The following is a 13,192-nucleotide window of genomic DNA, read 5'->3' as shown; positions in this document are numbered from 1 at the left end:
CTCAGCCGGCCTGGCCGCGCAGCCATTCGGCAAAGCTCGCCTCGTCCAGATGGCCCTGGGCGAGGCGGATGATGCGATCGCCGATGTCCTGAACGTCCCACTCCAGTTCGATTCCGTGAATTTCCAGACAGAAGTTCATGGTGTCGAAGGCGGTGCGCTTGTTGTCGTCATTGAAGCAATGGCCAGTGGCAATCGCCGTGGCATACGCAGCGGCGAGATCGAAGATGTCGTCGATCAGACCGTAGACGAGGCGGTTTTCAACCCGACCCAAGGCGCCTTCGAGGGATTTGTCACGCGCGCGCCCGGCAATCTCTCCGGGATTGAGCGCGGCGTCGTGCAGCGCTTCGACCATCTCGGCGGTCAGCAGTACTGGGGTCATTTGTCCTTGAGATAATCAAGAACGGGCTGCACCCGTGGCCGCGACTTTGCGATGTAGGATTTGACCTCATCCATCGAGGCAAACCGAGGTTCGCCGTCGAGCGTGGCCTCTTCCGGCACCAGATAGCCCACGCATTTCGAGTTCTTCATGATCGCCACCGGCTCGCCGCCGGCGCGGTCAAAGACCTTTTGCGGCTCGCGCAGCTCGGTCATGGTGCAGATGTTGCGGGTGTGAAGACGGGTGACCATGGCGGTGTTCCTGATTGGAATGTGTATTTCAATATACACTTTTCCGCACGTTTTGCAAGGCAGGGCAGGGCTCAGGGCCGTACCGTCTCGACCTCGAACTGAAGGAACAAGGGCACTGGCTCCGCTGCCTTCTTCTTGCGCGAGAGCGAGATGGCGGCGCGGGTCGTGTCGCCGAACCCCGCCGTTGCCAAAAGGTCGGCCAGGCCCTGCGGACCGGCCGGCGCGGCGCGGCTGCGTGCCACCGCGTCCTGCGCGAGGAATGACAGATCCTCGACTGCCGATCCCGCGGCCGCCGGCGAAACGACAACGATCACCCGCTCGCGGCCGAAGCTGTCGCCGGTGATCAGGATGTAATCCTCGTCAAGCCTGTCGCCCGGCTGCATCCGGCCATTGTCGATAAAGGTGATGGAATAATCGGAACCGACGTAGAGAATGTTGAAATCCACCGGCGCCTCGGTGGGATTGGCCAGCTTGAGCCCCAGGGTGTCGTCCGGCACCAGCCGCGGCACCGAGGCGCCGGAAAACGCCACGCGCGAGGCCGGCAGCACCTGTTCACGCGCAGCGTCGTAGCGGCCGCGTACCATCTCGGCCTCGACCCGGAGCGCCGAAGCGCCGGCAGTTGCCGCGCCTACCTTCATCAGGTTCAGGGCGCGTGACATCCGGGTCAGGTTTTCCGCCACCATCCGGGCTAGTTGCGTCGCGTCCTTGTCGCCGGTCGTCACCGAGGGCACCTGCGCCAGCTCGTCGATATCGACGATACCGGCCGCCGACATGAACCAGAGCGCATCGGGCCGCGGGCTGTCGGCAAAGACCGCGAGACGCAGATCGGCTTCGGGATCGCCGGCGGGGACAAATCGGATGCGTGGGCCGGTCAGGCCGTCGCGCGCGATCACCCCAATGGCGGCATCCAGGGCCTCGGCCGGGGCCGTTCCGGGCGCCGGCAGGGCGACGGTCAGCGACAGGTCGAGCGCGGTGCCGATCTTGCGCAGCACCGCGCCGGGGGGCAGCGCATCGAGACTGTAGTCGCCCGTTGCCTGCGCCGAAAAGGTGGTGAGGGCGCTGACGGTGAACCTGGCCAGCGTCGCGTCATCGGCATCGGCGGGCGAGGCCAGCAGCAGCAATTCGCTGCCCAGGTTCAGCCCGTGCAGCTGCCCGGCGTCGATGCGCAGCGCCGTACCCTGCGGCCGCGCCGGCCATTGCAGGATGCGGTCGCCCGCGCCCTGGCCAAAGACCGGCAGATCGAGGTCGCCTTCGAACAGCGGCGTTGATCGCGCCAGGTTGCCGCTGACGTATTTGCGCAGCACCTCCTGCGCCAATTGCCGATAGGTGATGCCGGGGCGCTCGGCCAAAGTCTCGAACAACGTATAGGTAAAGACGCCCTGAATCCGGCGGTTCGCCTGTCCCTTGGGCATGTTCCTTTCCGGCGTGGTTTCATTGGTCTGGGCCGCGAAAAAGGCCACCAGACGCCCGGTTTCACCATCGTCGCCGACCGTTTCGACCGGCGCATCGGTCGGGCTGCGCGGGTCGGGCAGCGCCCGGCTGCGGCTTGCGGCCTCTGCCATGGCCCCGGCCGGAATGGAGAGCGCATCCGGCGGCAACTGCCGCATCCGCACCTCGCCTGCGCCGGGGGCGGCGCGCGTCGCGGTGCCGGAGTGACAGCTGTCGAAGACAACCCAGACATCGGCGCCGCGCGCGCGGATGGCATCGATCATCTCGCCGATCTCGTCGTCGACCAGCGCGTTTTCGACCTGGCCCACGGTGTCGTTCCAGGGGCCGATGTCCACCGGCAGAAATATCTCGTCGAGCCCGTCCAGCTCGCTCGCCGGATCGGCGGCGGGGGTTTGAGAGCCATGGCCGGAGAAATGCAGGTAGACAAAATCCTCGGGGGCGACCTCTTGGGCCAGCGCGGCGAATTCCGCCCGGATCGCCGCCAGCGTCGGCGCCCTGCCGCCATCTACGCCGTCGGCCAGAACAACGATGTTGTCGGGGGCAAAGGGCAGGACGGGGTTGCTGGCCAGATATCTGGCCACCAGGTCGACGTCATTGGCCGGCCCCTTGAGCCAGAAACGCTCATCCAGCGAAGGATAGGTCGAGGCGCCGATCAGCAAGGCACGGGCCTCGCGTGCGAGCAGCGCGCCGGGGGTGAAACCGATGAACAGGGCGAGGGCGGCGGCGACGGGGCGGAGCATGGCGGGCCTCTCAGTTGGTGATCAGGGAATAGCCGGAATTGCCGCGCCCCTTGTTGCGCACGACCACGGTGAACGGCGCGTCCTGCACCGGGGTCCAGCCGCAATGGGCAATCGCCGAGATGTCCGTATCGGAACAGACCAGCCGCGCCTGGGCGTCATAGACAAAGAGGTTGAGATCGGCCTGCCCGGTGCCTTCGACATAGACATCGGCATATTCGCCGCCGCGATAGGTCATCGGCGGATAGGTGTCGGTGCCGCCATTGCGGATCGCGGTGATCGAATAGAGCTGACCGGTCTTCACCCCGCGCGCGGATTCGGCGCGGATGTCTTCGGCCAGTGTCGTGATGATCGCGTCTTCCGGGGCCATGGCCTCGGCCGTCTCAAGCATCTCCTGCCAGCCCAGCGGTGCCTCGGCCGCGATGTCTTCGGGCTCGGGCATGTCCTTGTCCACCGCCCGCGCGACCTCGGACAGCGCCACGGATTTGCGCAGCCGCGCGGCCGCCAGCACCAGCAGCGGATCGCGCGCCTCGAGACCTGCGAGGTAGAGCTCGGCCGATAGCGCGGCGGTCTGGGCAATGGTGCGGTCGGCCCGCGCGGGGGCTGCGACAAGCGCCAGCGCCAAAGCGGCGGAGGCGAGCAATCGGATCATCTGAAACACTCCCAAAGCAATCACTTTGGCCCGATATTGAGCGGTCGGGGCAGTGTTTCAAAGGATTTGTTGTGGCTTTGGCGCACTTAACGGGGCTTTTCATGTGCGCGATGCGCGGCGGTTGCCTAGCCTTGGCCGGCCACGGGTTTTGCAGGAGACCGTGATGCAGCCCCGCGCCGTCATCCGGCGGATGTGCTTGACCCTGCGACAAATACCCTTTGATCTGGAGGCAGTGATGTCCGTAGAGGAGATGACCTTGGAAGCGGCCGACCCTGCGAAATCTGCGCCCTTGCGCCGTATTCTGATCGTCGAAGACGATGCCGCCGCCGCCCGCGCGCTGTCAGAGGCGGTCCGCGATCTCGGCTGTGCGCCGGTGGTGATGCGCAGCTTTGACGACGGGGTCACGGCCGCCGGTCTGGCCGATTTCGCGGTGGTGGTCTTCGACCGGATGCTGCCCGGCGGCGACGGTGTCGATGCCATCGCCAAGATCAGGGCGGGCGGCTCCACGGCACTGATCCTCGTGGTCTCGGCGCTGGGCCGCGCCGCCAACAAGATCGAGGGGCTGGAAAAAGGCGCCGACGATTACCTCGCCAAGCCTTTCGACCCCGAAGAGCTGCGCGCAAGGCTCAGGGCATTGTTGAGACGGCAGGAGATGACGGTGCTCGACAACGACCTGATCGCCTTTGGCGCCCTGGAGATCCGGATGAAGGCGCGCACCGTGCACGTAAAGACCGAGCATGTGCCGGTCAGCCCCAAGGAGTTCGAGCTGATCACCTATTTCGCCCGCAATGCCGGGCAGGTCGTGACGCGGATGCAATTGCTGGAACATGTCTGGAAGCTGCATTTCGATCCGCAGACCAATGTGGTCGATGTCCATGTCGGCCGGCTGCGCCGCAAGCTCGAGGCGGCGGCGGGGCGGCCGGTGATCCACACGGCGCGCGGCGAAGGTTATATCTTCGATCCCGGCCGGGGCGTTTCATGAGGCGGGTGCCGCTGGCGCGCTCGGCCAGCCTGCGCCTGACGCTGGCGATCGCCGGGCTGATCCTGTTCATGGCGGTGATGGCGATGGCGGTGCAATACCGCACCGCCGCCCAGGCGCTGGAGCGGCAGCAGGCCGATCTGCTGCAATCCGACATCGACAGTTTCGCCGAACTCTACGACCAGCGTCGCATCCCGGCGCTGCGGCAGGCGATCGCCGAGCGCGCCGCGCAGACGCCGCAGGGCCGCGCGCTCTATCTCTTGCAGGACAGCAACGGGCGGACGCTGGCGGGTAATCTGCCGGATTGGCCCGAAGACCTGCCGGCGATGGCCGGCGGCGTCACCGAGGCCGCGCCGCGGGTGTTTTCCCTGCCGCCGGGGCGGGCGGAATACACCGGCATCGCCCGCGTCCTGCCCGGCGGCTTTCCTCTGCTGGTGGCCCGCGCCACAACTGTCACCACCGACACCCTGGCCGAGATGCGTGGCACCATCCTGTGGATGGCGCTGGCGCTTCTGGGTATGGCGGCGCTGACCGGCGGGTTCGTCAGCCGGCTGGTGCTGCGCCGCATCGACCGGGTGAACGCGCTGGCCGACCGGGTGGCGGCGGGCGATCTGGCGGCGCGGCTGCCGGGCGCGCGCAGCGCGGATGAATTCGGCGCGCTCGAGGATCACGTGCATGCCATGCTCGACCGCATCCAGAACCTCAACGCCGCCACCAACCGGCTGTCGGATGCCATCGCGCATGAGCTGCGCACGCCGCTCAACCGCATTCAGCAGAAACTCGACCAGCTTGAAGGCCAGCCAGAGCTGGTGGGCGAGATCCGTGCCGAGCTGCGCGGCACGATCCGCATCTTTGACGCCCTGCTCGACATTTCGGGCGCGCTGGCCGAGCAGGGGCAGCGCCCGGGTCTCGCGCCGCTCGACCTGAGCCGGACCGCGCGCGAGGTCTTTGACCTCTACGAACCGGTCGCCGAGGACCGTGGCCTGTCCTGTCGCATCGAGGCGCCGCCGGGCCTGCACATCCTTGGCGACCGCTCGCTGCTGGCGCAGCTGATGTCCAACCTGCTCGACAATGCGATCAAGTTCTGCGCCCCCGGCGATACCGTCACCCTGCGTCTGACGCCGCAGGGGGCGCGCCATGTGCTCGAGGTGGCCGACACCGGCCCCGGCGTGCCCGAGGAGCTGCGCGCCGATCTTTTCGAGCGGTTCACCCGCGCCGCACGCGACCGCGACAAGGCCGGCCATGGGCTCGGCCTCGCGCTGGTACAGGCGATTGCGGCGCGCCATGGCGCCAAGCTCGACCTGCCGCCGCGGCCGAAAGGTTTTGCGATTGCCATCGCCTTCCCTAAGCTTGATGCAGACTTAATCGATTCGTGAGCACAATTCATGCACCTGGGGAGGGTGGCGGCGCTCGCGCTGGCTATTATGCTTTCCGGCTGCGCCGCTTTGAACAAACCGTTGAACCTTGCGCTGAGCGGGGGGCGCAATACGCCGTTTCCTGCCACCCATGCGGCCGACGCCGGCGAGCTGTATGTCGGCCTCGCCTTTTCCGGCGGTGGCATGCGGGCTTCGGCCTTTGCCCATGGCGTCCTGGAGGAGTTGCGCGCCCTGTCGCGTTCCGAGGCGGCGCCTTTCGGCATGTTGTCCGAGGTGCGGCTGGTCACAGGGGTGTCGGGCGGATCGGTCACCGCGGCGCATTTCGGCCTTTACGGGCCCGGCGCGGTCGAAGGCTACCGCGAGACCTATCTGATCACCGATGCCGAACGCTATATGGCCAATTCGCCGGTCAATCCGCTGGCCATCGCGCGCGGGATCTCCGGCGGCGCAAACGGGCGCGAGACCTTTGGCCGCTATCTCGACGAGGCGCTGTTCCACGGCGCGACCTTCGGCGATCTGGCGCGGCGCTCGAAGATCACCACCTGGATCAACGCCACCGACATCGCCAACAAGGTGACCTTCCTCTTCAGCCCCGAGACCTTCGACGCGCTCTGCTCCGATCTCGACAGCTTTCCGATTTCCGATGCGGTTGCCGCCTCGGCGGCCTTTCCGCTGGTGTTCTCGCCGATCGTGCTCGAGGCGCATGCCGGCAAATGCGGTTATGCCGAGCCCGGCTGGCTCACCGCCGCGCGCCACAACCCGGAGGCGACAGCGGCGATGATCGCCCATGCCGAGGCGCTGGAAAGCTATGCCGGCGGCGCGGTGAAATTCCTCAAGCTGCTCGATGGCGGTATCACCGACAATTTCGGCACCACCGGCCTGGCCGTGGCCCGCGCCCGGGCCGAGATGCCTTATGCGCCGCTGACGCCGGCGCAGGCGGTGACGCTGAAACGCGCGCTGCTGTTGGTGGCCGATGCCGGGGTCCGCCGCGATCTGGCCTGGACACAGCGGCTGCGGGGCCCCGGCGGGGTGCAACTGGCGACCTCGATCGCCAATGCCTCGATGGGCGCGGCCTCTCGGACTGGTTATGATGCGATGCGGTTGCAGGTGGCGAACTGGGAACGTGACCTGGTGGACTATCGCTGTGGTCTGGGGCGGGCCGAGGTGCGCCGTCTGCGCGGCTCGCTCGCGGGCTGGGATTGCCGCGACATCAAGTTCTTTGTCGGCCAGGTCTCGTTCCGCGGCCTGCCGGACGCAATGCGCGAGACGCTCGACGCCATTCCCACGCGGCTGCGGCTGGCGACCGAAGAGGTCGATCTTGCCATTGCCGCCGGCCGGCTCTCGACCCGGCAGAATGCCCAGGTGCAGGGATTTCTGCGCGCCGCAGGGTACGTCGAGACCGCCCCGCTGCTGGCGCAGCGCGGCAGTGGCACGTCGCCGCGCCGTATCAGCCCGATCCGGAGAGAATGACAAATGCAGTCAGCCAGAGGCGCAAAAGTTGAAGCCGGGGGGTGGAGCGGCAAGATCAGGGCCATGACACGCGCCATTGCCGCCCTCTCGTTGTTGATCTTCGCCAGCGCCGCCGCCCCGGCAAGCGCCGAGATCCGCGCGCTTCTGGTCGGGGTTTCCGAGTATCGGTACCTCGATGCCGATCTGCGCGGCCCGGCCAATGATGTCGGCCTGATGGCCCGGGCACTGATGGCACGGGGAGCCAAGGCCTCCGGGATCACGGTACTGGCCGCGCCCTCGGCCCGGCTTCCCGAGGGGGTGACCAACGCCGGCGAACCGACCCGGGCGGCGATCCTGGGCGGATTGGCAGAGCTGGCGGCACGATCCGACGGCGAAACCCAGGCGGTGTTCTATTTCTCCGGCCACGGCACCCAGATGCCGGACCTAAACGGCGATGAGCAGGGCGGATTTGACGAGATCTTCCTGCCGGCTGACGCCAAGGGCTGGAACGGCGCCATCGGCACGGTCGAGAATGCGATCGTCGACGACGAGATGACCGCGCCGCTGCAAGCGATCCTCGATACCGGCGCATCCGTGGTCGCCATGCTCGATGCCTGCTACTCCGAGACCGGCTTTCGCGCCTTGCCCGACAGCGCCGCCGCGCCGGTGGCGCGCTATATCGCGCCATCGCTGCTGGCCATGCCGTCCGACCTGTCCGAGGGTGAAACCGCGGCACCGGCCGCTCCGCCGCTCGTCGGCGATTTCGTCTTTCTCTATGCCGCGCAGCAGAACCAGCGGGCGTTCGAATATCCGCTGGGCGATCCCGCGGATCCGGCCAATTGGTACGGCGATTTCACCCGCGCGGTGGCCATGGCGCTGGAAAGCGGCGCGGCGCTGACCTGGGCCGATCTCCTGCAACAGGCGATGGCCGAGATGAACGCCAATGCCCCGGCCACCCAGACGCCCGACGCCGAGGGCCCGCTGCTCGAGCGGGCGGTGCTGGGCCAGACAGAGCCGCGGGCGCCGGTGATCCGCACCGCGGGCGACAGGTTGCAGGCCGGTGCCTTGCAGGGCGTGCGGCAAGGCGCGATTTACGAAATTTTTGCCTCTTCCGACGGGCCGGCCTTGGCCGAGGCGCGCGTGACCGCGCTCGAAGCCACCAGCGCCAGGATGCAGGCCACCGGGGCGCTGCCGCCCCGGGGATTCGCCCGGCTCAAATCGCCGGGCCAGCCGCAGCCGGTGCGGCTGGCCGGGCCGATCGTCGCCGATGGCGCGGACTATGGCCCGCTGCAACAAGAGATCGCGCGCCTTCGGGCAGCACGGGCTCCCGATGGCGTGGTTTGGACCGAGGGGCCGGCCGATTACACCCTTGTTCTGACGGATGGGGCGCTGGCGCTGGCCGGGCGCGACGGCATCGTCGATGGCGCCGGCCCCGGAAGCGCGCCCCGGGCGATGGCACCGGACGGGCTGCTTGATCTGCTGGAGCGGGCGGTGCGGGTGTTTCAGGTGCGCTCTGCCACGCAGCAGGTGTCCGCCGGGCGTACCGGGCTGACGCTGAGCGGTTTCGGCCCGACATATGGCCTGACCCATGTGCCGGTGACCGGCGGCGGGGCGGGCTGTGACAGCGGCACGGTGCAAGCCGAACAGCCGGTCAGCAAGATGGTGACCGTCCGCCATTGCGATCAGCTCTGGCTGGAGATCAAGAACCCTTCTCGCACGGCACGCGATGTGACCGTGCTGTATATCGACGCCGACAACCGCATTTCGGCGATCTGGCCCGAGGCCGGCCTGTCGAACCGGGTGGGCTTTGACGAAACCGTCGAGGCCGGGCTGCTGATCCAGAACCCGGCGCCACAGCGCCACGGGCTGGAAGAGATCATCGTGCTGACCGTGCCGGCAAGGGACAACGCGCCGCGCACCGTGCTGACCGCGCTGGCCGATCCGGCGCCGACCCGGGCCATTCCCGAAGATACCCCCGGCGCGGCGGCCTGGCTGTTGCAGGCGACCCTGCCGGATGCGGCGACCCGCAATCTTTCGCTTCCCGGTGCTTTGACGCCGCTCGAGGTGACCCGCTTTTCCATCAGGCTGGTGCCGGATTGACCGGCCGAGCCGCCCCTTTCACCCCGCACATTAGCGTCAAAAAAGGATAGAAACCCATGACGGACAAAAAGACCTTCCTCTCCGCCGCACTGGCCGGGCTCATTGCCTGTACCGGCCCGGCCTTTGCCCAGGGCATGCCCGACGGGGCGCAGAGCGATCCCAACACTGTCAATCCCTTTGCCTTTGCCAAATCCGACGCCAAGGAAGCCATGCTCGAAGCGCAGAAGGCCGAGGCCGCGGCGGCGGGCGACCGGGTGATCGGCGGCGAAGTGGCGGCCGATGGCGCCTGGCCCTGGCAGGTGGCACTGATGGTGGCCGGCCAGCCCTCGACCCCCGACGCACAGTTCTGCGGCGGCTCCCTGGTGCTTGACACCTGGGTGCTGACGGCGGCGCATTGCATCTACATGGCCGACGGCAATGGCGGCAATTTTCAGCTCGAGCCGGGACAGTTCGACATTCTCGTCGGCACCAACACCATTGCCGACGGGCAGGGCGATCGGGTGCCGGTGGCCGGGGTCTACCGCCACCCCGAGTATGACGACCGCCTGTTCGACAATGACATCGCCCTGATCAAGCTCGCCCGTGCGCCAAGCGCGGCCTATCAGACGATCAACGTACCCGACACCGAATTCGGCGAACAGCTGGATCAGCAGGGCGTGCCGACGATCGTCACCGGCTGGGGGCTGGTGAACGGTGCCCAGCGGACCGAGGCGATGATGCAGGCCGAGATTCAGATCATCAGCCGTGACGCCTGCAACAGTGCGATGATGGAGGCCCGTGCCGGCTTTGCCGCGCCCCGGGTGATGGAGGCGGCGGGCGCGTTCCAGCTCGACCAGCGGCAGACCGAGGAGGTCTGGTCCGAGATGCTGGCGCGGGCGCCGCTGCCGCTTTCGCCCAACATGATCTGCTCGGGCACCTTCGAGGGTGGCAAGACTTCGTGCCAGGGTGACAGCGGCGGGCCGCTGGTGGTGCCGCTGACCGACGGCAGCTACATCCAGGCGGGTGTGGTAAGCTGGGGGCTGGTCGGCAACGGCTCGACCACCTGTGCCGAGGATGCGATGTTTTCGGTCTATACCAAGGCGTCGAAATTCGTGCCCTGGTTGAACCAGACCGTCAGCAGCAACTGAGGCGGATGGCGCGGCGGCCGCAGACATTCCACCGGGCCGGCCCGCGGCTGGCCCGGCTGCTCTGCGCCGCCTGCCTCGTCCTGCCGGGCCTGGTCGCCCGGGCGGCGGGCGACCTCGCGCCGACGCCCGGCCTGCCGACCGCCGAAGAGATCATTGCCGAGGTCGACGCGGGGCTGAAGCTCCTTCGGGCCGGGGAGCATGAGGCCGCGTTGCAGCGGCTCGAGGCGGTGAACGAGATCACCTATGAAGAGGATTACCCCTCGGTCGCCGATCATTATCCCAATCTCGGGCTGGCCCATTATTATTATGACACCGGCGACTGGCGGGAAGTCTTGCGGTTTTCCGCCTCGGTCGCCACCGGGCTGACGGCCGACGGCATTCCCGACCATCCCAACCGCGTGGCCGCCAGCGTGCTTCAGGGCGCGGCGCTGATCAATCTGTCGCGCGAGGCCGAAGGCGAGGTGCTGTTGCGCAACGGTGTTGCGGCGGCGCGGGGGCGGCCCGACCTGGCCGAGACCTATGGCATCGCGTTGTACAACCTCGCGCTTGTGGTCACCGATCTGTTTCGCGACGACGCGGGCGAGATCACCGATGAATTCCTCGACAACTGGAGCAGCGACTGGCCGATTCCACTGGAGCTGTCTCTGATCATCAACTACCGCGACATCGATCAGGATCATACCAGAGACGATGACCTTGGCCGGGCCATCCGCCGGGCCCGCAACCTGGTGGCCGCCGCTGAAGCCGCCGAAGACATGCCGCTCCGTCGAATTGCCGGATTTCGCGGCTATCTTGGGGCGCTTCTGGCGCAGAACGGCGATTTCGACACCGCGCTCGACCTGCTGCAAAAGGAATACGACTATTACCGCGAGGCGCAGATCACCGGGGCTGACCTGACCAATTGCATCATCTATCTCGGGCTGGTCATCCGGTATGGCCAGACAAGCGCCAAGGCCTATCGGTTCTTTGCCGATGAGGTGCGGATCGCGCGCCAGACCGGCACGCCGCCACATGCCATTGCGCGCATTCTTCTGGAACAGGCCTCGGCCGCAGCGGCCATCGGCAAAGATGACGAGAGCCAGAGGCTCTACCGCGAGGCCTATGCCGAAGTGCGCGCGGTCGACCGCGCCAATCACTGGATCGCCCAGAGCGCGCGGGAAAAGATCGACATCCTGCATCCCGGCATGGCCGATTTCGCCTTCGCGTCAGAGCTTGGCGCGGTGGATGCGGTGCGCTTCGATCTGGCGCCGGACGGCCGCGACGTGCTGCGGCTGTTCTTCGAGGGCAACTACCTGCTGCTCGATCCGGTGCTGGCGCGCCATGCCGGGGCCGCGGGCCGCGGGGCCACGTTCTATCGCCTCAATCGCGCGCTGTCCCTGGCGCTGAAGGGGCATCACGATGCCAGCGTCGCCGCGCTTGCCGAGGCCCGCGAAAGCGCCCTGGCCAGCGGCGCCCTGCCGCCCGGCGCGCCGATCTTCGACCTGATCGATGCGGTTGCACGGGTCTGGGGCACCGGGCACGACCCCGATGCGGCGCAGGACGCCTTTGCCCGGCTTGGCGCGCGGCTGCCGGCAATGAGCGCCGAGCAGCGCAGCATCTACCGCGCGCTCTTGGCCTTCTACCACTTCCGCCGCGATGACAGCGCGGCCATGCGCGCCGTGCTGGCCGATTGGTTCGCGGCGCATGATCCGGCACGTCGCAAGACCCAATGGGACATTTTTGCCGCCACCGTCGTGATGGAGATGGCCTTTGGCCAGATGGACCCCGAATTGAACCGGACGCTGATGGACGAGACCCTTGCGGCGCTTGCCGATTTTCCGACCCTCACCCTGTCGCGCGATTACCTGCGGCTGGTGAAGGTGATGAATTCGCGCACCGGCGTGTTCAGCGACGAGGCCCTGGTCGAACTGGGCACCATCGTCAGCAGCATCGGCGCCATGGTGCCGGAGGGCCATTCGCTGCATTACGCAACACAATTCGCGCTGTCCAATGCCCATGGCTGGCGCGGCAACACGGAGGATGCGCTCTACTGGATGCGGCAGGCGGTCGAGACGATGCGGGCCTCGCGGTATCACCGGGTTGACGAGGTGGCGTATCTGCTGTCGCGCCAATCGGGTCTCTTGCTGGGGCTCGACCGGGTGAACGAGGCGCATTCGCTGTCGCAGGAGGCCCTGCGGCTGATCGATCCGCTGACCGCGCGACCCAACCTGATCGGCGAGATCTATCAGAGCACGGCAACGGCGTTGTGGTGGCGTACGGACAGCCCGGAAAAGGCGGCCGAGTTCATTGACGGCGTGCTGGGCGACCCGGCGATCCTGGCGCGGCTGGAGCCGCTCGACCGGGTGATCCTGCTGCGCATCAAGGCCGACGCACAGGCCAATTACTCCGATCTGCCCGACGTGTTGGCCACGCTCGACCGGGCCGAGGCACAGATCGACGACGACCCGGCGATCGACTGGCGGCGGGAACAGTCCTTCACCCGCCAGTCGCGGGCAATCGCCAACTATTGGAATGGCGCGCTGGCACCGGGATTTGCCGCCATCGTCGAGAGCAACGACATCTATACCGACTGGCTCCTGTCGATCCGTCTGGCCGAAGGCGCGCAGGATGTCGATCCGGGGGGCTACCGCGACCGGGCGATCTGGGAGGCGATGATCGGCTGGGATTATGCCCAGACCCTGCCGGACGAACCCTGA

The 13,192-nt window shown here is 67.3% G+C and carries 10 protein-coding genes; 6 read left to right on the top strand and 4 right to left on the bottom strand.

Going from position 1 to position 13,192, the window contains the following annotated elements; all coding sequences use genetic code 11:
* Position 1: 1 nt before the first annotated feature.
* The 4 genes from BMW90_RS05380 to BMW90_RS05365 all read right to left on the bottom strand — a co-directional run bounded on the left by BMW90_RS05380 (position 2) and on the right by BMW90_RS05365 (position 3,465).
* Positions 2–379 (bottom strand): type II toxin-antitoxin system death-on-curing family toxin, encoded by a 378-nt coding sequence (locus tag BMW90_RS05380; protein WP_083415960.1) that lies wholly within the window; start codon positions 377–379, stop codon positions 2–4.
* On the bottom strand, positions 376–627 hold the full coding sequence (locus BMW90_RS05375) for a hypothetical protein (protein WP_048530516.1): 252 nt from the start codon (positions 625–627) through the stop codon (positions 376–378). Before BMW90_RS05375 ends, BMW90_RS05380 begins: the two co-directional genes overlap by 4 nt.
* Before the next feature lie 71 nt (positions 628–698).
* Positions 699–2,816 carry a caspase family protein gene (locus tag BMW90_RS05370; protein ID WP_074835394.1) on the bottom strand — a complete coding sequence of 706 codons (2,118 nt, stop codon included), beginning with the start codon at positions 2,814–2,816 and terminating at the stop codon, positions 699–701.
* A gap of 10 nt (positions 2,817–2,826) precedes the next feature.
* Positions 2,827–3,465: a hypothetical protein gene (locus BMW90_RS05365; RefSeq protein WP_139211219.1), complete on the bottom strand. Its 639-nt coding sequence runs from the start codon at positions 3,463–3,465 to the stop codon at positions 2,827–2,829.
* Positions 3,466–3,700: 235 nt separating this feature from the next.
* Between BMW90_RS05365 and BMW90_RS05360 the strand changes: the two genes are divergently transcribed.
* The 6 genes from BMW90_RS05360 (at position 3,701) to BMW90_RS05335 (ending at position 13,192) form a co-directional block, all read left to right on the top strand.
* Positions 3,701–4,447 carry a response regulator transcription factor gene (locus BMW90_RS05360; protein ID WP_244526431.1) on the top strand — a complete coding sequence of 249 codons (747 nt, stop codon included), beginning with the start codon at positions 3,701–3,703 and terminating at the stop codon, positions 4,445–4,447.
* Positions 4,444–5,820, top strand: coding sequence for a sensor histidine kinase (locus tag BMW90_RS05355; protein ID WP_074835390.1), 1,377 nt, complete (start codon positions 4,444–4,446; stop codon positions 5,818–5,820). The genes BMW90_RS05360 and BMW90_RS05355 overlap by 4 nt, the downstream gene beginning before the upstream one ends.
* Positions 5,821–5,889: 69 nt before the next feature.
* Positions 5,890–7,290, top strand: coding sequence for a patatin-like phospholipase family protein (locus BMW90_RS05350; protein WP_170850510.1), 1,401 nt, complete (start codon positions 5,890–5,892; stop codon positions 7,288–7,290).
* A 63-nt stretch (positions 7,291–7,353) separates the two neighbouring features.
* Complete coding sequence (locus BMW90_RS05345) at positions 7,354–9,369, top strand: caspase family protein (protein ID WP_074835387.1); 2,016 nt, start codon at positions 7,354–7,356, stop codon at positions 9,367–9,369.
* A gap of 56 nt (positions 9,370–9,425) precedes the next feature.
* The gene (locus tag BMW90_RS05340) at positions 9,426–10,496 is read left to right on the top strand and encodes a serine protease (protein ID WP_074835386.1); all 1,071 of its coding nucleotides are present in this window, start codon (positions 9,426–9,428) and stop codon (positions 10,494–10,496) included.
* A gap of 5 nt (positions 10,497–10,501) precedes the next feature.
* Positions 10,502–13,192 carry a hypothetical protein gene (locus tag BMW90_RS05335; protein WP_074835384.1) on the top strand — a complete coding sequence of 897 codons (2,691 nt, stop codon included), beginning with the start codon at positions 10,502–10,504 and terminating at the stop codon, positions 13,190–13,192.

The sequence above is a fragment of the Marinovum algicola genome (assembly GCF_900109145.1).
GTDB classification, from domain to species: Bacteria; Pseudomonadota; Alphaproteobacteria; order Rhodobacterales; family Rhodobacteraceae; genus Marinovum; species Marinovum algicola.
Note: the sequence above shows the minus strand (reverse complement) of the source record. Positions and strands in the feature narration are given on the sequence as shown.

Excerpts from the sequence above, each read along its gene's own strand:
- BMW90_RS05345 (WP_074835387.1), top strand. The coding sequence starts at position 7,354 with ATGACACGCGCCATTGCCGCCCTCTCGTTGTTGATCTTCGCCAGCGCC.
- BMW90_RS05370 (WP_074835394.1), bottom strand. The coding sequence starts at position 2,816 with ATGCTCCGCCCCGTCGCCGCCGCCCTCGCCCTGTTCATCGGTTTCACC.
- BMW90_RS05335 (WP_074835384.1), top strand. The coding sequence starts at position 10,502 with ATGGCGCGGCGGCCGCAGACATTCCACCGGGCCGGCCCGCGGCTGGCC.
- BMW90_RS05360 (WP_244526431.1), top strand. The coding sequence starts at position 3,701 with ATGTCCGTAGAGGAGATGACCTTGGAAGCGGCCGACCCTGCGAAATCT.
- BMW90_RS05355 (WP_074835390.1), top strand. The coding sequence starts at position 4,444 with ATGAGGCGGGTGCCGCTGGCGCGCTCGGCCAGCCTGCGCCTGACGCTG.
- BMW90_RS05375 (WP_048530516.1), bottom strand. The coding sequence starts at position 627 with ATGGTCACCCGTCTTCACACCCGCAACATCTGCACCATGACCGAGCTG.
- BMW90_RS05365 (WP_139211219.1), bottom strand. The coding sequence starts at position 3,465 with ATGATCCGATTGCTCGCCTCCGCCGCTTTGGCGCTGGCGCTTGTCGCA.
- BMW90_RS05380 (WP_083415960.1), bottom strand. The coding sequence starts at position 379 with ATGACCCCAGTACTGCTGACCGCCGAGATGGTCGAAGCGCTGCACGAC.
- BMW90_RS05340 (WP_074835386.1), top strand. The coding sequence starts at position 9,426 with ATGACGGACAAAAAGACCTTCCTCTCCGCCGCACTGGCCGGGCTCATT.